The organism is Bacillus sp. GC_Bacil_1 (assembly GCF_026540675.1).
In the GTDB taxonomy this organism is placed as follows: Bacteria; Bacillota; Bacilli; order Bacillales; family Bacillaceae_G; genus Bacillus_A; species Bacillus_A cereus.
On sequence record NZ_JALNUG010000002.1, the window covers coordinates 244,611 to 264,781 of the forward strand.

Genomic DNA, 20,171 nt, shown 5'->3' on the forward strand with positions numbered 1-20,171 from the left:
TTTCGAAGTGCTCTTATCTTTAATCTCCCTCTTTTTCAGGAAGAGTTTTTTACTAAATCCTAATATGATTTGTATCAATAAGGCTGGCGATTATCACATTTCCTTAATAGCTTCAATGAATACAGTAGCTACTAATTAAAATACCCCTATGATTTTCTCTACACTTAAACAATCGTGCGTTATCGAACACATGAACTATTTTTTATTTTGACTATGTAACACTAAATTCACAACATTATTATCCTATATTTGGTGAAGCCTACATTTCAATGCCAGCAATCCCAAACTTTTAACTAATAACTTAAACAAATGTGCTATCTCAAGGTTCTTTTGATATAGTATGTTATGTTCTATATAATGAAGAGAGCGCTAGTATTTCCAAGGAGGATGTATATGAGTATTCAATTGGCCACATCTAACGATTTAGAATGGGTTAATAATCAATATGACTCAATAGGATTTGTAAGAAGTGATTTAAAGAGAGATAAAGTTGCAATTATTACATATAACAATGAGTATGCAGGTGTTGGACGATTAGTCCAAATAGATGCAGATACTTTAGAAATGGGTGGAATTTTTATTCTGCCTCAATTTAGAGGGCTACAATTAGCTGGTGAGCTTGTTTCATTTTTAGTGGAAACTGCGAGAAAATCACAAATACAAGATGTATATTGTCTTCCTTTTGAGGAATTAGAAAACTTTTATAAGAAATATGGCTATACTGAAGTCGATACTACGAAAGAAGCAGTCCATCCAATTATTATAAAAAAATATAATTGGTGTTTGGAGAACTACGAAAAACACGTTCTACTATTTAAATTGTAAATGTAATAAAGTGAAACTTTAATCAGTGGGGCTTTGATTAAAACTCTATGTTCCGTCAATACTATAGATAACATGATTGTATTTCTCCATTCTCCCTTGGAGAGGAGCAGTTAGCTTTTGCTAGCTGCTCTTTTATTTTTTCAAAAAGTTACATAAATATCTTTAATTCCAAACATTCAAAAGATGAAATGTGATAAGATCGTTATGAAGATATTTACCAACTAATAAATGCGCCCTAGACTTACGTACTAGGGCGCATTTATTTTTTAGTATGTAATTCCTTCACTCATCTATTATCCACAAAATAAGTATCATACGCTTTATCAAAAACATATCCTAACTTTTCTGCTAGGTTAGCAGATGTAGTATTGGCTGCGTCCCAGTTTGGATACTTTCCATTTTCTAAGCAATCCAATATAAGAGCTGCACTAACTACAGTTGCCAAACCTTTTCTTCTATGATTGTGATCAGTCGCAACTTCAATTTCAATTCCATCATTATAAATACTATACGAGGATGCACCGCATACAACTTCTCCGTTATATAAAATGCTATAACCTATACCACGGTTTATATAATCTTCTACCGACTGAAATTGACTTGTAAAATCTTCGGAGATCTTATGTAATGTAGGGCTATTTGCGATATGCTCATCTATTCTTTTTAGCTCATATCCTTTTGGAAGTGTTGATATAAAAGATTGTAATTTTGAACGATTAAAAACTTCTGGATTTCGTTTGAATTTATAACGTAATAACTTATCTATTTTTCTTTCATGGAATGTTTCTAGGCGTTGTTTCCACTCTTCACTATTTACGATAACTAAAATTCTTTCTGGAATATTACGTAATAACTCTTCTGTTTCTTGCACATTTGGGTCTCCAGCGTAAAATGTGAAAATTCCTACCGTAACTTGTGCTACTGTTGGATTTTCAAGATCATTTACCCAAGCAGTACCCATATGTCCTTGTAAATAAGAAAGTAAAACAACGTTATTGAAATCATCAAACATAGAAACTAGTTTTTTTCTTGTACGTATATTCGCTTCATATATCATTTACATTCCCGCCTTCTTTAAAATCAATCGTATTCTAAATATTTAAGATTCAATATATATAATTTTTCAATAAACCACTTACCATATAAGCAAACACCTATTAAACTAAAATTTTATATAATTATAAATTATTCACAAATATAAAATTATTATAACATCTAATAAAAAAAGAGTATCTCACTTTTTAAACTTTAGAATATACATCGTGTATGTATAAACCCTCAACATAATGTATGAGGATTTATCAAAAAATGCGTTATAACTCCTTCTTAGAAATAAAAGATTCCGTCTCACCATTCTTATATACCTTAGTCAATTTAACAACCGATTTGTACGTGTTATCGTCATCCTTTATCATTTTTTTCAGCTCTTCTATTTCGATATTACCAGTTCCACTCTCTACTTTTAAACAATTTGAAATGTTTAAGTATCCACTAGATGCGAAAAGAATAATGAATGTAATATCAGGAAAATTAATGAATAGTATTCCAAACTTCAAAGGGTTCGCAGCAGTATCCGATAAAACTAATCGAAAATCTAACAGTTCAGGTACTTGAACAAAATCCTTAGAAACAATTGCTTCACCTACGATTGCAACTTGCTTTACTATATTCCCAAGTTCATCTGTAAATTCAGTACATATAGGTGCATCAATTGTTTTCGCTTGTAAAGATAAATTTAATTCTGGATCATGAAAATCGAAAAAGATTGTGCTCCCCTCTGTTAAACATTGCGGGCACACATTTCCTAGCAAGCTAAAGTCCTCTTCAATATATTTAACTTTCGATTTGCAACTACAAACTTTTCCTATTCGGATTGCATCAATTTTTGAGTAATCTACAAATATAACCTCACTGTCTTCTTGTACAAATGATACAATCCCTTTCATCACATTAAACGAAAGAAAATAGGATACAACGATTTCGTTTCCTGCTATTACAATACTTTCAACTTTAGTATACGGTTCTAGACTTTGTAAAAATTCACATATACTATTTTGGCAACATCCACAATCACGTTTCGGCTCACAATCCACTTACACTCCATCCCTTCTTTATATAGAATAGCTAATACATATATATGAAAGGAAAACAAAAAAGCTTGGACAATATAACTTTAACGTAGGAATATCGTTACCTATTCATAATATTAGTAAGGGAATTACACCAATAATGAGTAATAACAGATAATTTTTACTATAAATACATATAACAATTTCATCTTTCATGAAAAAAACGTTATAATGAAGTGTAGCCTCTACGATTACGTTATAAAGGAGATTAAAACAATGGCTAAAATTAAAGTATACCAAGTAAAAGAAGAAAATATGGAAGCAGTAAAAAACATCATTGATGTTGAGGAACAAAACCCAACTGCTGAAAACTTACAAAATCTATACGCATGTGTATTAGAAACTGAAGATATGGCATTGCCTGAATCATACATTGAAGAAGATATCTTAATTGATTCTATGGAAGTTATGGTTAACGCTTCTCAAAGCAAAGTAAGAGACTTAGGTGCATACGATGTAATCGAAGTTCAAAACAAAGGTAAGAAAACACAAATTTTATTACTTGCAGACGAAGAATACGAAATTATCGAAGGCTAATCTAACACCATACATATGAAAAAGCTCCTTTCCAATTGGAAAGGAGCTTTTTCATTACGCTTTTGATGTTTCGCTCTTTTTATTCTTTTGTTGTTTCTTAATTACCATGCGCTCATTTCCCATAAAGAAAATGAATATGAATGCTAATCCAGCTGGTACCAATGCCCACATGAACGTTTGAACAATTGAACTAGAAAGAGCATCAATAATCTTATCTAATATTTGCGGAGGGATTTGAGATCTTGCCGATTCTGATAAAATGGCTCTTGAATCCCCTAATGTGTTTGTATTCATTCCCCCGCTCATACCTTTAAATGCTTCTTCTAATTGACCTTGGAAACCTGTTCTTTGAATCATTCCGAAGATTGTAATACCAAGTGTCATACCTAATGAACGAATGAAATTACTCGTCGAAGTCGCAGATCCGCGCTGTTCCATACCGAAGTTGTGAATAGCTGCCATACTTAGTACAGAGAATGAGAAACCGACTCCAAATCCGATAATGATCATATACACTGTTAATAATGCACGACTTGTTTCTGGCGTTAATGTGCTTAATAAAAATAGTCCAATTAGCATAATAACCGCAGAAATGATCATAATGTTTCGGTAGCTAAGCTTTGTCGTTAAAAAACCACCTAACTGCGCTGTTACGACTGAGCCTAACATCATTGGTAAAAGTAATAATCCTGAGTTTGTTGCAGTGCCACCGTATACACCTTGAATGAATAATGGAATGTATACAGTTGCTGACATAAATGCAGCTCCGTAACATAAAGCAATAATTGTACTCATTCCGAACAAACGTTGTTTAAACATCTCAAATGAAATGATCGGTTCTTCTACTTTACGTTCAATAAAAATGAATGCAATAATTAAAATAACGAATCCACCAAATAAACTTAAAATAAAGTTAGAATCCCAATCATACTTTTGTCCGCCAAGTTCAAGCGCAAACATTAAAGAAACTACTGCACCAACTAAAGTAATTGCGCCAAACCAATCAATTTTTTGCTTTCTATGAACTCGTGACTCTTTATAAAAGAATGTAATAAAAATAAGTGCTAAAACGCCAAGCGGTAAGTTAATATAAAATACCCAGTGCCAGCTTATGTAATCTGTAATATACGCACCAAGCAACGGACCAAAAATACTCGATAAACCAAATACTGCTCCGAATAAACCACCCATTTTCCCGCGCTTTTCAGGAGGGAAAATATCAAAAACGATAGTAAACGCGATCGGCACTAATGCCCCGCCGCCAATACCTTGAATGGCACGATAAATCCCTAACTGTGTAATATTTTCAGCAGTACCACAAAGCGCCGAACCAATCATAAAGACGATTAAACCGAAAATAAAGAACCTCTTTCTACCATACATATCTGATAGTTTTCCGAATATCGGCATACCTGCCATTTCTGCGACCATATAGGCAGAAACGACCCATACAAAGTTTTCAAGGCCTCCTAAATCACCAACGATTGTTCCCATCGCTGTTACGACAATGGTATTATCCATTGATGCCATTAAAATACCTAGCAATAAGCCCGCTACAACAAAGCCGAGCTTATTATTCTTTTCAACCATAACCTTGCTCTCCCTCGTACTACTTATATTTGTTTATGTTCCTTTACGACTGCATTACCTTTTTGATTAAAACTAGTATGATATTCTACAACACTAATTTCACATCCGGGACCAATTGTAACATTATTTCCCCTTACTACTTCAGCAATCGTATGCTCTAAATAAATCTCATCTCCTTCAATGATAGACGTTTGGAGGCTTCCAGCATGATTTGTAAATGGAATAAATCTCGCTTTTTTACGAACGGTAATCTTCTTACCGCCAATTTCTCTTACTTTGCTACCTTCATAACGAAGTGAAATTTCAATATTTTCAGCATTAAGTAATCCATCACTTTCAAGGCCACCAGTTAGTGACAGTTCTTCAACTTCAATATCTCCTTTTACATTTAAAGCGCCTTTCACATCTACGAAATCACCAGTTAATTTCCCCTTAACTTCTATCATACCTCTTACTTTTATTTTTTCAATATGAGCATCACTATGCATTTGTGTATTTCCGTATACTTTTACATATTCCGCATCTACATTTCCTTGTACTTCACTATCTCCATACACGACATAACTTTTCACTTTCATATTACCGCACACTTCACTCGTGCCGTACGTTTTAAATTCATTACAGCTCATGTCATTAGAAATCGTTCCTTCACCGCGAATCTTCACTTTATTATAATCTCCGCCTGCTGAACTACCAGAACCATTAACAGTAAGACTATGTTGATGTTCCATATCATTTTCTCCCTTCCATTAAATCTGCTTCATTTCTTTTACATTTGCGCTTTTATCAACAGTAAGAACACCCGTATATTCGATCAGTTCAATCTCACAGTTCGGTCCTACCGTAACATTATTTCCTCTTACCGTTCTTATGTGAGCATAATCAATATCGATATTGTCACCTTCTAATAGTTCAGCCTCTAATTGCATACCAAATACTGATTTAAACAGCCTACTAAAAGTACTTAGTCTATGTTTTACTTTAATCGTTTGACCACCAATTTCTTTCGCTCGACATGTACCGTGAATATTAATATTTATTTCATCAGCGCTTAGTAATCCACCAATTGTAAATTGTCCTTCTGAAGAAAACGTATCCACTTCACAATTACCATCAATTGTCGCTTGACCATTGACTTTAAATTCTTCACCAGTGACATTTCCACCTACCGTACCTTTTCCTGCAATTTTCAAACTGTTTGCCTTCACATCTTGCGTAATTGTTGCTTTTCCATCAATTCGCATCGTTTCAGCATGAACTGTACCGTCGATTTTACCTGATCCACTAATTCTTGCATTGCTACTTTTCAAATTTCCAGTAACAGCACCGTAACCGTTACATTCAAATTGGTCACATTCAACATTTCCATTCACAGTACCTTTTCCGTTTAGTTGCACTTTATGAAACTCGCCACCATTCGATGAACCGTAACCATTTATAATCAAATTATCTGTACGCATACTTTCTCCTCCACTACAACAATTTCGTTTTTAATGCTTCGGTATATTTCATAATCGCTTCGCGTAAAACGATTTTAGTGCCTTTTTCAAAAATTAAATCTTCCACGTTTGAAACTAATAAACATGTAGAAATCCCTAACTTTCGTACAATGATTAAATCACAATTTTTATGTTTAATTGCTTCATAATTTTCACGTAAAACTTGCAAGACCATTTTTCCTACTTCTAAACTAATATCTCCCGATTGTAATAATTCTTCTAACATGTACACATAAAGAATATCTACAAATTGAAACTCTGCTGTTTTATTCGTTTGTTCTATGAAAAATTGTAAAACTGGTTCTGATGCAATCCCCTTACGTAAAATGTCTTCCTTTGTTAAAAGAATTTCTCTCACACTCGGTGAAAACATATTCGCTAGTTCATCAAGTGATAAATCCTCTTTCATCGTTTGGATTTTATCAATACGCTCTAATATCTTTTCTTTCGGAAAAAATGTCTCTTGACCCGTGAATGTTGACTTTCGTACAAACCAATCTTCCGGTATTAAATTTTTTCTTTTCCACCTATATAACTGTCCGTATGAAATGCCAGTTAGTTCTAATAAATCTTTTTTTGAAATCAAATCTGTACTCAACTGTATAACACTCCTTCCTGATAACAATGTAACATAACACTGTTACGCTGTAAATAGACTTTTATCACAAGTAGCGTAACAATGTGTAAAACAAACCTATTCCTACATACAAAAAAGACTCTTACACATCTTATGAAAATGCGCAAAAGCCCTTATATATCAAGATTTAAACCAAATATTATAAAAATCAATCCAACCTTGTGAATTAATCATTATATTTTGGACTTTTTCATGTGTACTTACCTCTTGTTTATTACGATACAAAGGAATAATATGAATTTGACGTAACAAAGTATCCTCAATATCGCGTAACAATGTAACTCTTTTCTCTAATTCTTCTTGTTTAAAATAAATAGACAACTTTTCATAAAAGTCCATGTTGCTTTGTCCATGAATAAAACTATTTTTTGTAAGAAACATATATAATAGACTATCTTCTATTCGTTCGCTTATTGTGGCACTATCATGCATCATATCAGCCTTTTGTATCGTACTTACTTCCAATAGCTCTTCTATATCAAGAAAATTATTTTCTACACGAATCCCGTACTTCGCACACTCTTTTTGTATCCATTGTGCATCTTCAACATGATCTCGTCCTGTAAATGTGTAGAGCTGTAGCACTTCATTATGATAAGTACTCCTTTTAATTAAACTTTCTACATCTTCCTCAATCTCTACAATGCTTTCACCTGCTAATATTAGTTTCTTTGCCACTTCTCCACGTTCTCCGCCGAGTTCTTGAACGATTGTATAACCATGAATGATTTTATATAACGCTTTCCGAAATAACTCATCTTGCATTGGTCCTTCTTTCGTAAGATTACATGTTATATATGTCACGTTCGACTCAAGCCGAGACAATTCTTTATTATGTTTTTCTTTATCTTTATACTGCGCCTTTACTAAAATATCGTATGTACTTACACCTTGTTCTACATTCCACAACTCAACACGATCTAAAAAAGGTCTTTCACGAAAATATAAAGGATGACCTTCTAAAATGAACAGATTTTCATTACTTTTATATAATTGAAAAGACCCTGTTCCAATTAGCTCTCCTGCTTCATCTTCACTCACGATAGAACACTGTTCTGCACTTATCATATGTAAAAACATTTTATTTTCCGTTTGTAATTGAATTTCGACAACGTAGTCATCCACTGAACGGATACTTTCAACGTGTTGTAACATCCATGCGTGTGCATTATTTTCCAGATTCATAAATCGATTCAATGAGTATATAACATCATGTGCAGTAAGTTGTTTTCCATTATGAAAGTGAACTCCTTTTCGTAAATAAAACGTCCATATTTTTTCAGCGTCATTATATTCCCAGTGAAATGCAAGTCTTGGCTCTATAATGTTTGTATTACCGTCTACATACACGAGTGTGTCGAATATATGTTTTACCATATGACATTCTGAACGCATTGTAGCGTATACAGGATCTAATGTGATATCTAAATTCATTTGTACTTGCAACCGGAGTACATCTCTTCTCCCTTCAGATGTCATTTCAATCTTATGACCAAATATTGAATCTACCCAGCAGTGATATTCTCCCTTTACTGACGGAAAATGTGAGCTATAGCGTTCCACAAATATGCTTCCGCTTTTCACATCCCCTTTTTTCGTTATTTCTTTTCCTCTATCTAAAATTAAAGACATCGGGTGCTTTTGAAATATTAACTTGGAACGATTTCCCCTGCCGCGACCTGGAAACCACTTGATCCAATTTAACTCATCTAATTTTTTTATAATTAATTTACTATTACGCTCTGTACAAAATAATGTTTCAGATATATTTTGCACTGTTACTTCCAATCGTTCTCCCTCTTTTTTCCCTTTTCCATAAGCAATCCATAGTTCAATATATTGATCTAAAATAAACATCATAATCCCCCTAAAAGGTGAAAAATACTCCCTATTGTTTCTACCCTTTTTCCAATTCTTCTTTCATCTTATCATTTCAATATAGAAAGGAGGAATTAATATTGAATTATCTCTTACTTCGTTACAATAAACCTATTTTTATTAGACTGTGTGGTGAATTATTAACCCGAACGACTGAATCTATGCTAGCTATCATTATGATTATTTACGTTAATAAAATGTTAAACGGCAATGTAATAATAACTATGCTGATTTTCGGATTACAGCCACTTTCAGACATTTTATTTACACTTATTGCTGGAGGAATTACTGATAAATATGGCCGGAAAAAGATTATGTTACTCGGCTTATTGCTACAAAGTGTTGCAATCGGTAGTTTCGTTTTCGCTCAATCCGTTTTTATATTTGCACTGTTATATGTCATTAATGGCATTGGCCGTTCCTTATATATTCCGGCTCAACGTGCACAAATTGCTGATTTAACAAAAAAAGAGCAGCAAGCAGAAATTTTTGCTCTCCTACAAACGATGGGAGCAATTGGATCCGTAATCGGCCCTTTAATCGGTGCAAGTTTTTATAATACTCACCCAGAATATTTATTTATCGTGCAAAGTGTAACCCTTACGATATATGCCGTTGTTGTTTGGACCCAGCTCCCAGAAACCGTTCCGACTATAAGTAAGACGAAACAAACAATTGAGGCAAGTTCACCAAAGCAATTTGTTTTTAAACATTACGCCATATTCGGTCTTATGTTTTCTACACTTCCTATTAGCTTTTTTTATGCACAAACTGAGACGAATTATCGTATTTTTGCAGAACATGTATTTCCTAATCTCGTATTCATACTCGCATTTATTTCAACATGCAAAGCCATTTTGGAAATCATTCTACAAATCTTCCTCGTAAAATGGTCTGAACGATTTTCTATGGCGAAAATCATCCTTATTTCTTACGCCTGCTATACGATAGCTGCAGTTGGCTTTAGTTATTCAACGACGATATTGTCGTTGTTCTTCACCTTACTCTTTTTAGTCATTGGAGAAAGTATTGCTTTAAACCATTTATTGCGATTCGTTTCAGAAATTGCACCTCATGATAAACGTGGTTTATATTTTTCAATTTACGGTATACACTGGGATATATCTCGAACGTGTGGACCTGTTATTGGTGCAGTTTTATTAAGTAAATTAAATGGAAGTATGCTGTTTTATATTTGTGCTAGTTTCTTATTAATTGGAGGTATTGTTCAAGCACTGTTTGTTCAAAATTTAGAACGTAAAAAAATCATGAACCAGCCTACACATAATTTATAGGTTACTACTTTTTCAGTAGATCAATATTTCTTATTGGATGAATATTAAAAAACAAAAGTGAAGTATTTCGCATATGAAAGTATGTTTTATATGGCAGGAGACGTTCCTTATTTACAACTAAAAACACCTCACTTCAATAAAGTGAGGTGTTTTTGAAATCACTTAATTTCTTATCCTGCCATTTTATTAATACTATCCTCTGGTGAAAATACAGAAATATGATCTACCTTACCAGTCGATTTTGGAATGACAAATTTCAGCTCATACTGGTTATTTACTTTGTATACATATATTTTATCTTCACCATTCTCTTTAACTGAAGATGGTTTTCCCAATGCTTTTTCAATTTCTTGTAATGTAATCAATTTTAGTTCTGCATGATATGAGCGTACATCAAAAACTTGTGACCCTTTATTAAATCCGAAAACAACATTTTTATTTGTAAAAGTTGCGTACATACCATTCCCTGCATATTCGGTTTTATTTGCTTGCCCCCACGCTTTTTCAATTTCTTCAATATCCCCTGTATGGGCTCCAAATGGCACATTAGGTACCTTTCCTTCTTTTGCTAGTTCAAACAAATCTTTAACGTGGTTAATTGATTTTTGATTAAGTGTTCTATTTTTCGAATCTGGCTCAGGTGATGGTTTTGTTGTTTTTTCATTACTTGGTTTTGCTTCAGGATTTTTCTGTTCTTCTGAAGAATTGCTTTGTTCATTTTTATTATTTTCCAAGGTTGGATTTGTTTCCTTTTTTTCGTCTGTCCCATTACATGCTGCTAGCGCAAACATACATGCTATAGCCAAAAACAACATAACTATTTTCAAATACCCTTTCATCATTTTACCCCCCTATTGCATCTTATTCATTTCGATAACCAACCCATTACACTACTTTTCAAATTATGTTTGTTCCAAAAAGTCAGTGCTTCATTCTCTCCAAAGGCTTGTACAAAATATGTTACAAAAGCTGTTCCTAAAAAATAACCAAGTCTGTTATATCCGAAGTAACTACCTCCTGATAAACGGAACCATTCTTTCTCTTTTTCATCTGTCCATCCTTCAACATAATCTTGTAAAAAACGTTTCTTTATTTTCTCTTCATTTTCTTTATAATATTGTAGCCATAGATCACCGTCACTATTATATGAGTAGTAAACAGACTCATTTAAATCTTTAACGATTTTTTTTGATAAATAAGTTGCAACACCTTCACGATACAAACTTACCGACGCATCGGTCCATTCAGCCCTAGTCCAATCCATTCCAGTATTTTGTAGCATAACATTATGATATATATGACCTATTTCGTGAGCAGCAATAACACGAAGATGATTCAAATCTGGAGATAATTTTTCTGCCGCAAAAAATATGTCTCCAATGATTTCCCTTTCTACAAATGCATTTGAACCAAATCCTCCAACGAATACATGGAATTTCATATTTACATCAAAGTTATATTTATTACGATATTCATTTGTTACCTCTTGAATAATGATTGGTAATGATTCTGCAATAATATGAATATCTTCTATTTTTGCGGGATATTGTTTAATGGCATTAGAAAGACGTTCTTTCGTTTTAGGACAATGATACTTAAAGTATTCTTCAAATATCTCTGAATGCGAAGTAAAGTATCGATTAAGGAGTTCTAATTCTAAATCGTCACTTTCCCATAATTTCAAAAAACTTGGAATTATATTGTTAATCACTGTATTCATCTCCTTATTTAAACCTTCTCTTCTCAATGATAATATCCTCTATCTATAGCTGAAAATATGCCGTCACAACAGCTCCTTGAAACAGAAAAAAACCAGTAGGAAGTGATTACTCTTTTCCTACTGGTTGAAATGAAATTAAACGGTAAATCTTAGTTTCTTAAAAAATGTAGCGATAGTGCTTTTTACAGTTTCAAAATTATAAGCAAATGTATTATCTCCACTTAATGATGAAATACATGTTAAACCTGCAGCTTTAATAAAAGCTTTTACATCTACAAGCATAGAATTAGCCTCCATGAATTTAATTACAATCATTATAACAGGTGTTTTACGATACTAACATGAAAGTAATAAATAATCCTACTTAATAAATAAATTTCTATTATTAATTTATCCCGCTATTTGCCGGGCAGTAAGATCCCCACTTCGAAGCAAAGAAGTTAGATGGGGGTAAGGGCTGCCCGTAAAAGCCCGATTGGTAGGGCTAATAATCAGTGGGGATGAACCACCCACTGATTAAAGCTTCACTTTATTTAGCTCAAAGTACACCATTTCAATGTCATATAAAAAAGCTGCCCCAAAAGGACAGCTTTAAATATGTATATTACACTTCGATTGACTTACCGTCTTCAACAATATGATAAAGTAAGTGAGCTAAATGATGAATTGGACCATATTCTTCCTCTTCCTCATCTGTTTCACCTTGGTATTCCAGATCATTTAAGTATAGTGCTAAAAATTGATAGTATAGTTTTAAATCAAATCCATAACACGCAGTTGGTTCTTCATGATCTCCTTCATATTGTAACATTAAGTATTGATCATTTCCTTCTGCATCTTCTGCATCAAAGAATACGAAGAAGCCAACGTTTGTATCTAAATCAAATAAATGACGAGTACCTTTTTCAGTTGCTTTATTGAAGTCCTCTTCACTTAATTTATGTACTGTTGTCGCTTTAGCATTATCTTCTTGATGGAAATTTACTGTGAATGTTTTCAATGCTGACACCTCCTGATTGTATAATACTAGCATAACATATAAAAAGGACTGCTTACAAATGTAAACAGTCCTTACATTCATTTTCGCATTGCTCGTAATAAGAAGCTTACGATGAAAATTAAAATGATCGCACCGATTAAAGCTGGAATAATTGCATATCCGCCAATGACTGGACCAAAACTACCAAGTAATTTCGAACCAACCCAAGAACCGATAATACCAGCAATAATATTACCAATTACACCACCTGGTACATCCCTTCCAGTAATTAAGCTTGCAAACCATCCTAATAAACCACCAACGATTAAAGACCAAATCATATAATAACCTCCTTTATATTTAACCAATCAAAATATAATTAGAAACAATTGCTTACCATTAGTTATGTGACATTTTTCATAAGTTATTCATGCTGCTCAACTATAAGATTTTTGAGAATAATACACACCGATAAACTATTTTTCGAACTAACGATTTATCCGACTTGTTATTACACACATTAAGGACAATCTGGCTTCAATATTGTTCGCATAAACTCTTCTTTAAAAGCAGGATAGTTAAAACCAACAGCAATTCTCTGAATCGGCCGATCATCAAACCTTGTTGGTTCAGCTATTTTTCTAAAGTCAGCTACACTTTGGCCCCTAGTCACATCATTTGTCGTACTAATCCACACTGCCGATTTTTTATATTCGAAAATACTATCGTTTATAAACGAGACAAACGGTAGTAAATCGTGTATGGGACTTCCACCAATACCTGGATATTCTTTTTTATAAAAATTCTCATAATAAAAATCAATCATTGGTTTAATGAGTTTCGCCTGTCCAGTTCCTTGTTTATCTATTATATTGGCCATTTCAGGCGTAATAAGCGCACCCTGTGTTACATTTAACGGGTATATAGTAGCGTTTTTCGCATATTTCATAACAATATTTGCTGCAATTGGATCACCATAAAAATTCGCTTCAGATACTGGTGTAACATTACCTGGAAATAGGAAAGCGCCGCCCATTATATAATACGAACAAATACGATCCATTATATTTGGATACAATAAAAATAACGTAGCAAGCGTCGTTAGTCTTCCTGTCGCCACAATTATAATATCTTCTGGACAAGGTTCGATTAATTTGATTAATTCACAAAAATTTTCTCGTTTACAAATTCTCATTTCAGGTGGAATAATAGGACCTAAACCATGATCCCCATGGATTTCAGGGAAAAACAAAGGTTCTTCAGCTGTCATCGGCCTACTCGCACCTTCAATAATTTTCACTTGTGTAGCATAGTACCTTTCTAAAAAATAAACATTTTCCGTAACGATATCTCGTGATACATTCCCGTACTCTGCAACAATACCTAGAATATCTAATTTACATGTTTTATTTGCATAAATTAACGCTACGGCGTCATCAATACCAAAGTCTCCAAAAAAGATGATTTTCTTATTAACTATTCTCACCCCTCTTCAGCATAATCTACTATTATTATTATGTGAAAAAGACAAGGCGGTGAAACAGTGCAAACTAAAAAAGCCGCCTATTTATTGGCGACTTCAATCTTTTTATAAGACAAATATGCTAGTACATTTTTACTTGAATCGTATTTCGGGTTATTTCCTTTTCTTGGCTCTCTCATATGTGTCTTTTCAAATCCAGGAATGTCTGGCATTTTCCCCATAAATTCAAGCATTTCTTCCTCAGTACCTTCAATGCGTACACGAATCATAATAACTATTCCTCAATTCACAGTTTCTCTGTACTAAGTATATCGTACTTCAGAAAGACTGCAACACATTTATCTTTTTAATGTTGTACTTTTTTTACATATAAACATAGCCATTTCAGTATAGAACGAATCTACTTTATTATTTTTAAGTTGAATATTAAAATATTCCTTCATTTCGTTTGGTGCTTTCATCATACATTCTGTTAATTTTTCACGCTTTTGTACAGGGACATCCATCATATTACACCACCAGTCAAAATCAAACTTCTTATCAAAAGTAAGACATGACTGCATTTGCAAACCGTTTTTTTCTAATAAAGTAAGCCATTCTGTCTTTTTTAGAGCTCGTTCATGACTTGGGTCCCGCTTCTTTTCTATAAAATTATAAAATGTATCATATTCATTATTTTCTGGCGAAACATTATCTATTAAGATGAATAATCCATTATCCTCCAACGTACGATTTACTTCATAAATAAATTGAGCCGGATTCGTAAAATGATGGGCTGCAATCCGGCATGTAATTGTATCAAAAAAATGGTCTGCAAATGGTAAATTCTCTGCATTTCCTGCTACAAAAGATACATTTTCATGACCATTCTGCTTTATAAAAACTTTTGCTTTTTCTAACATCTGTTCTGTTAAATCAAGTGCAACTACTTCTTCAAACATAGGTGCTAACATATTTGCCACATGCCCGCCACCAGTAGCAACATCAAGAAGACGATTATTATGACGAGACTCAACTTGTTGAACTACATATTGTAAATCCAGTCCTTTAGCATGTATTTTACTATTTACATATTTATCTGCATTGCTCCCAAACTGTTTTTTCACAAGCTCTTCTTTACTCATATTATCATCTTCTTTCTATTGTTATTTACATATACGACTCATATAATTACTACAATTCTCTTAATGTATTTTCAAATCCTCTTTTCATCTCACTTCTTATCATATTTACCTTTCATTAAAATAATATAATTTTTCACTTTATTATTAAACAAAAAAAAGACTATGGGAACTTCCCCCCTAACCTGAATAAATATTTACTACATTTTTATTTATTCGTATATATCTATATAATATAAATCCTCTTTCAACTTCATAATAACATCTACTTCGTTATAAGTAGCCTCACGAGCATGTAAACCAAATTGATCCATACCAATCCATATCCACCCAGGTGTAAGATATAAAACATCTATATTAAAATAATCTAACTTAGTAAGCTCCGCTGTAATAAATTTATCTTTATTAGCGATTTGTTTATCTATTAAACCGTATTCTTTCCCATTTTCAAATAGCGATATAAATTTCCCTACAATCGGATGTTCACGAACAATAAAATGATATTCTTTTTCCTCTATATTTACCACAATCAAACGAGAAACAGATAAATCAGGCCCTGAATTCGACATATTTGTTTATTCACCTCCTTATATAGGCTTCTTAAATATGATAACAAATGAATATTCAAATTAAATTAATATAATGTAAAAAATAAAAAAGCTGATTTCCCTTTAGAAATCAGCCTTTATAATTTGATCAACTTTATTCTTTTACAAATTATTATAATGTTTCTTTTTCCTCATCATTTCCAGAAACTAAATTTCCTATAGCATCCGCTGTTACTTCCACTACAAATTCACAAATACCAGCTACAACTTCTCCAATTATTTCATCCATCTTTTTACCCCCTTATTTTATGTAACCTATTTGCATTATAGAAGAAACTGGTAAATACAAACTATCGAAAAAGGTGACATAAACCTTACAGAATTGTAAGCTCTTTCATCCCTTTACTTATCCCCTTTGAAACTCCAAGTATTTTTAGCAGACATATAGGCCATCATAATATGAAGCAAGTAATAATCTAGTGTCAGGAGGCGTTTAATATGTATTACGTAAAATTAATTAAAGGTCAATCTTTCTACGCTTTTGATCATCGTTTCTTAGTGTCTGAAGAAGAAGAGGTTTCAGAGAAAATTTATAATTACTTACGACGTAATGAATTTTTTGAAGTACGTAAAGAAGAATATTCTGCTTAATTACAAAAAGCATTAAGAAATATATCATCTTATTGTGATATATTCTTAATGCTTTTATGTGAATTTCTTCTTTTCAATAATTATTGTTGACTCTATTAAATAATCTAGTATTTGTCCAAACTAATTATTCACTATTTTCATATTCTAGTATATGAGGAGGTGAAGAATATGACTCATATCATTGATTACCAAGCTACTCAGCCTATAAGTAAAACTGGTGAAACAACTTTTGCAATCCCAGCTTCTCCAAATAAAGCAATTTTAGCAAATTTGAAATTGCGAATTTCAAGTAGAGATTCACGTAATAATCGAGTAGAATTAATCGCTACAATTGGTGTAGAAGGTATAACTGAGACTTCACAAGTTTTATTCCGAATTTTCCGTGATAATATTGAAATTTTTAATGCACAAGTAGGTATTGAATCTACAGATTCTGAACAATTCTACGTACAAACATTTCAAGCTATAGATCAAAACGTTAGCAGTGGAACACACGAATATTCATTAACTGTAGAAAACCTTACTAGTGGTGCAAGCGCAGAAGTTGTTGGCCCACTATCTTTTAGCGCTTTAGCTATTGGACAAGAGCGTAAATGTTGCTAAGTGAATCTAATATTTAATTTTGTACTTGAGAAAAGCGAGGCGTAGTTATACGTTCTTGCTTTTTTATATGTACCCTTACTTTCTATTAGCTTTAATCATAAATTTTTTATGTTTTAATTCACTTATTTCATCAATTAACGCATCAAATTTTTGACAAATCAAAAAGATTGAAATCCAATTATGAAACACGTAATATAGACTCTGACTCTAAAAAAGTTCGTATAAAAATACTACATAAATAAGGAGGTTTTATATACGAGTTTTTCATTTTAAAAGACGGAGAGGTTTTATGTTATGTGGCGTAATAAAAACGTTTGGATTGTTTTAATTGGGGAGTTTATTGCAGGTCTAGGATTATGGCTTGGTATTCTTGGCAACCTTGAATTTATGCAAAAATATGTCCCTTCTGATTTCATGAAATCAGTTATATTATTTATCGGACTATTAGCCGGTGTTCTAGTTGGACCTATGGCTGGCCGTGTCATCGATCAGTATGAAAAGAAAAAAGTTCTTCTTTACGCTGGGTTTGGTCGAGTTTTAAGTGTTATTTTCATGTTTTTTGCTATTCAATTTGAAAGTATCGCATTTATGATTGCATTTATGGTTGCTCTTCAAATTTCAGCAGCATTTTATTTCCCTGCATTACAATCTGTAATTCCACTCATCGTACGTGAGCATGAGTTATTACAAATGAATGGTGTACATATGAATGTTGGTACAATCGCTCGTATTGCAGGTACTTCACTAGGTGGAATTCTTTTAGTGGTGATGAGTTTACAGTACATGTATGCCTTCTCAATGGCAGCATACGCCTTATTATTCCTCTCGACTTTCTTCCTACAATTCGAAGACAAGAAATCAACAACACCAAGTAAACAAGCTGCAAAAGATAATAGCTTTATGGAAGTATTTCGTATTTTAAAAGGAATTCCTATTGCTTTTACAGCACTTATATTAAGTATTATCCCTCTATTATTTATAGCTGGGTTTAATTTAATGGTTATTAACATTAGCGAAATGCAACATGATCCTACGATTAAAGGGTTCATATATACAATTGAAGGTGTCGCATTTATGTTAGGTGCCTTCGTAATTAAACGTCTATCTGATCATTTCAAACCTGAAAAATTACTATATTTCTTCGCAGTTTGTACTGCTTTTGCACACCTTTCATTGTTCTTTAGCGATATAAAATGGATGGCTCTTACATCATTTGGTTTGTTTGGGTTTAGCGTTGGCTGCTTCTTCCCTATTATGTCGACAATTTTCCAAACGAAAGTTGAAAAAAGTTATCACGGTCGCCTCTTCTCATTCCGTAATATGTTTGAGAGGGTTATGTTCCAAATCGTCTTACTTGGCACAGGATTCTTCTTAGATACAATTGGGTTACAATATATGGTTCTCATCTTCGGAGTCGTTTCATTATTGATTATTTCTATTTCCCTTTCTAAGCAGAAACATTATGAAAAACAGCATTCGCAATCTGCGAATTTATAAAATAAACAAAGAAGTATGGATATAATATTGAATCCATACTTCTTTGTTTTATAATACGCCTATTTATTACGTTTATTGAAATTATCTAAAGGAGTAGCCCTCTTTTATTTCGAATAGATTATAAAGAGTACTCTTTATAAAAGGAGTGGTAAAATGTCTGATGGCATCCAAGTATTTATTGTCCTGCTCTTTGCAATTGCTCTGTTTAGCATCCTAAACTTTTTAGCCATTTCCTTATCTGGACATAGTTTTAAAAAAAGAATCGTGGCAGGTTTCATATTTTTACTACTGACTCCCATTATCTTTTTGACTATCGCAACATTTGCTTCTATATTCGATAAAGCAGGATTTGGCGCAGGTACGTTAGCCTTTATGATCGCAAGCGTATATATAATAAATGGAATAGTGCTTCTGCTTTCCTCTTTATATATCCTCAAAAAAGACATAACATAGGCTATAGTACTAGCATGAATCTGACTTTACACTAGATTCATGCTTATTTAATTTCTCCTAAATTTTTATATGAAATTAAATAATTCTTTAAAAAAATTTAAACTTTATTTATTATAATATTCCTATCGTATTCGCACGTTTATTCAAATTTAAAAGAAAGGAGCACAAAATGAAAAAGGTTCTACTTACAATTCCTATACTAATCATCCTACTTAGTGGATGCAGCAATAACGATATATACGGTTCTTGGGAAGTCGTTGACAATAAAAATGGTGAATGCCCTGTATATTATAAATTTGAAACAGTTGTCAAAAAAGAAAATAAAGAGGAAATTGTGCAAAATTTAGTAGAAATGCAAACCACAAAGAATAAAGACGATTTATATAAAGGCTCATTTGTCAAAAATTCTAATGTATATCACATTGATTATGGTAATTCATTTACATCAGAGCAAACTTTAAAAGTTGCCGACGGTACATTAAATGTATACTTTTTGACAGCTGAAAAATTATGCACGTATAAAAAGAAATGATTACATTTCAGAGGAAACGCAGAAAATATTTTCTGCGTTATTTCACTTTAGAAATCTTCCACAAATACTTAATAAAAACTATAAAATAACTTAAGTTATATAAAATGAATCCTATAATAGACATTTCAATTAACACGTCTACGCTATTTACATCGATACTTTTCAAAATAGGCTAATCCTTCCTCTAAATTTGT

Annotated in this window: 24 protein-coding genes; 8 read left to right on the forward strand and 16 right to left on the reverse strand. The window is 32.6% G+C overall.

The window, feature by feature from the left end:
* The first annotated feature begins 393 nt into the window (after nt 1-393).
* Nucleotides 394-825 (forward strand): GNAT family N-acetyltransferase, encoded by a 432-nt coding sequence (locus tag OXT04_RS04320; protein ID WP_000027160.1) that lies wholly within the window; start codon nt 394-396, stop codon nt 823-825.
* A 286-nt stretch (nt 826-1,111) separates the two neighbouring features.
* Here OXT04_RS04320 and OXT04_RS04325 read toward each other — a convergent pair whose 3' ends face one another.
* Both OXT04_RS04325 and OXT04_RS04330 read right to left on the reverse strand, forming a co-directional pair.
* Entirely contained in the window at nt 1,112-1,882 is a 771-nt protein-coding gene (locus OXT04_RS04325) for a GNAT family N-acetyltransferase (protein WP_097821859.1), read from the reverse strand.
* A gap of 256 nt (nt 1,883-2,138) precedes the next feature.
* A complete protein-coding gene (locus OXT04_RS04330; RefSeq protein ID WP_097821860.1) occupies nt 2,139-2,918 on the reverse strand; it encodes a BC_2878 family exosporium-associated protein in 780 nt (259 codons plus the stop codon).
* A gap of 252 nt (nt 2,919-3,170) precedes the next feature.
* Here OXT04_RS04330 and OXT04_RS04335 point away from each other — a divergent pair, with 252 nt between their 5' ends.
* On the forward strand, nt 3,171-3,491 hold the full coding sequence (locus OXT04_RS04335) for a hypothetical protein (RefSeq protein ID WP_001062742.1): 321 nt from the start codon (nt 3,171-3,173) through the stop codon (nt 3,489-3,491).
* 54 nt (nt 3,492-3,545) lie between these two features.
* On the opposite strand, the gene OXT04_RS04340 is transcribed toward OXT04_RS04335, so the two are convergent.
* From OXT04_RS04340 to OXT04_RS04360, 5 genes are all read right to left on the reverse strand, one after another.
* A complete protein-coding gene (locus OXT04_RS04340; protein WP_267413348.1) occupies nt 3,546-5,081 on the reverse strand; it encodes an MDR family MFS transporter in 1,536 nt (511 codons plus the stop codon).
* 23 nt (nt 5,082-5,104) lie between these two features.
* On the reverse strand, nt 5,105-5,812 hold the full coding sequence (locus tag OXT04_RS04345) for a polymer-forming cytoskeletal protein (protein ID WP_000401031.1): 708 nt from the start codon (nt 5,810-5,812) through the stop codon (nt 5,105-5,107).
* Between the two features lie 18 nt (nt 5,813-5,830).
* The gene (locus OXT04_RS04350; protein WP_001258371.1) at nt 5,831-6,541 is read right to left on the reverse strand and encodes a bactofilin family protein; all 711 of its coding nucleotides are present in this window, start codon (nt 6,539-6,541) and stop codon (nt 5,831-5,833) included.
* 13 nt (nt 6,542-6,554) lie between these two features.
* Nucleotides 6,555-7,178 carry a YhbD family protein gene (locus tag OXT04_RS04355; protein ID WP_267413353.1) on the reverse strand — a complete coding sequence of 208 codons (624 nt, stop codon included), beginning with the start codon at nt 7,176-7,178 and terminating at the stop codon, nt 6,555-6,557.
* Nucleotides 7,179-7,337: 159 nt separating this feature from the next.
* The gene (locus OXT04_RS04360; RefSeq protein ID WP_000470196.1) at nt 7,338-9,074 is read right to left on the reverse strand and encodes an ABC transporter substrate-binding protein; all 1,737 of its coding nucleotides are present in this window, start codon (nt 9,072-9,074) and stop codon (nt 7,338-7,340) included.
* 101 nt (nt 9,075-9,175) lie between these two features.
* Here OXT04_RS04360 and OXT04_RS04365 point away from each other — a divergent pair, with 101 nt between their 5' ends.
* On the forward strand, nt 9,176-10,390 hold the full coding sequence (locus tag OXT04_RS04365) for an MDR family MFS transporter (protein ID WP_061660911.1): 1,215 nt from the start codon (nt 9,176-9,178) through the stop codon (nt 10,388-10,390).
* 170 nt (nt 10,391-10,560) lie between these two features.
* On the opposite strand, the gene OXT04_RS04370 is transcribed toward OXT04_RS04365, so the two are convergent.
* The 9 genes from OXT04_RS04370 to OXT04_RS04410 form a co-directional block, all read right to left on the reverse strand.
* The gene (locus OXT04_RS04370; RefSeq protein ID WP_002094054.1) at nt 10,561-11,232 is read right to left on the reverse strand and encodes a YjgB family protein; all 672 of its coding nucleotides are present in this window, start codon (nt 11,230-11,232) and stop codon (nt 10,561-10,563) included.
* Between the two features lie 23 nt (nt 11,233-11,255).
* The gene (locus tag OXT04_RS04375; RefSeq protein ID WP_029948217.1) at nt 11,256-12,110 is read right to left on the reverse strand and encodes an aminopeptidase; all 855 of its coding nucleotides are present in this window, start codon (nt 12,108-12,110) and stop codon (nt 11,256-11,258) included.
* A gap of 135 nt (nt 12,111-12,245) precedes the next feature.
* Complete coding sequence (locus tag OXT04_RS04380) at nt 12,246-12,392, reverse strand: hypothetical protein (protein ID WP_000959551.1); 147 nt, start codon at nt 12,390-12,392, stop codon at nt 12,246-12,248.
* Between the two features lie 322 nt (nt 12,393-12,714).
* On the reverse strand, nt 12,715-13,110 hold the full coding sequence (locus OXT04_RS04385; RefSeq protein ID WP_025118014.1) for a hypothetical protein: 396 nt from the start codon (nt 13,108-13,110) through the stop codon (nt 12,715-12,717).
* Nucleotides 13,111-13,187: 77 nt separating this feature from the next.
* Nucleotides 13,188-13,430, reverse strand: coding sequence for a GlsB/YeaQ/YmgE family stress response membrane protein (locus OXT04_RS04390; RefSeq protein ID WP_025118015.1), 243 nt, complete (start codon nt 13,428-13,430; stop codon nt 13,188-13,190).
* Nucleotides 13,431-13,609: 179 nt separating this feature from the next.
* Nucleotides 13,610-14,575, reverse strand: coding sequence for a nucleoside hydrolase (locus OXT04_RS04395; protein ID WP_001223685.1), 966 nt, complete (start codon nt 14,573-14,575; stop codon nt 13,610-13,612).
* A gap of 77 nt (nt 14,576-14,652) precedes the next feature.
* The gene (locus tag OXT04_RS04400) at nt 14,653-14,841 is read right to left on the reverse strand and encodes a DUF3970 family protein (protein ID WP_000621885.1); all 189 of its coding nucleotides are present in this window, start codon (nt 14,839-14,841) and stop codon (nt 14,653-14,655) included.
* Between the two features lie 69 nt (nt 14,842-14,910).
* Complete coding sequence (locus tag OXT04_RS04405; protein ID WP_000031302.1) at nt 14,911-15,696, reverse strand: class I SAM-dependent methyltransferase; 786 nt, start codon at nt 15,694-15,696, stop codon at nt 14,911-14,913.
* A 209-nt stretch (nt 15,697-15,905) separates the two neighbouring features.
* Nucleotides 15,906-16,262 (reverse strand): hypothetical protein, encoded by a 357-nt coding sequence (locus tag OXT04_RS04410; protein WP_267413373.1) that lies wholly within the window; start codon nt 16,260-16,262, stop codon nt 15,906-15,908.
* A gap of 477 nt (nt 16,263-16,739) precedes the next feature.
* Here OXT04_RS04410 and OXT04_RS04415 point away from each other — a divergent pair, with 477 nt between their 5' ends.
* From OXT04_RS04415 to OXT04_RS04435, 5 genes are all read left to right on the forward strand, one after another.
* Nucleotides 16,740-16,892: a YqbF domain-containing protein gene (locus tag OXT04_RS04415; RefSeq protein WP_000291905.1), complete on the forward strand. Its 153-nt coding sequence runs from the start codon at nt 16,740-16,742 to the stop codon at nt 16,890-16,892.
* 168 nt (nt 16,893-17,060) lie between these two features.
* Nucleotides 17,061-17,495 (forward strand): exosporium protein ExsC, encoded by a 435-nt coding sequence (exsC, locus tag OXT04_RS04420; protein ID WP_000148797.1) that lies wholly within the window; start codon nt 17,061-17,063, stop codon nt 17,493-17,495.
* 294 nt (nt 17,496-17,789) lie between these two features.
* Nucleotides 17,790-18,992: an MFS transporter gene (locus OXT04_RS04425; protein WP_000269261.1), complete on the forward strand. Its 1,203-nt coding sequence runs from the start codon at nt 17,790-17,792 to the stop codon at nt 18,990-18,992.
* A 153-nt stretch (nt 18,993-19,145) separates the two neighbouring features.
* Entirely contained in the window at nt 19,146-19,445 is a 300-nt protein-coding gene (locus OXT04_RS04430) for a hypothetical protein (protein WP_001279472.1), read from the forward strand.
* A 169-nt stretch (nt 19,446-19,614) separates the two neighbouring features.
* Nucleotides 19,615-19,977, forward strand: coding sequence for a hypothetical protein (locus tag OXT04_RS04435; RefSeq protein WP_000757024.1), 363 nt, complete (start codon nt 19,615-19,617; stop codon nt 19,975-19,977).
* Nucleotides 19,978-20,171: the final 194 nt, after the last annotated feature.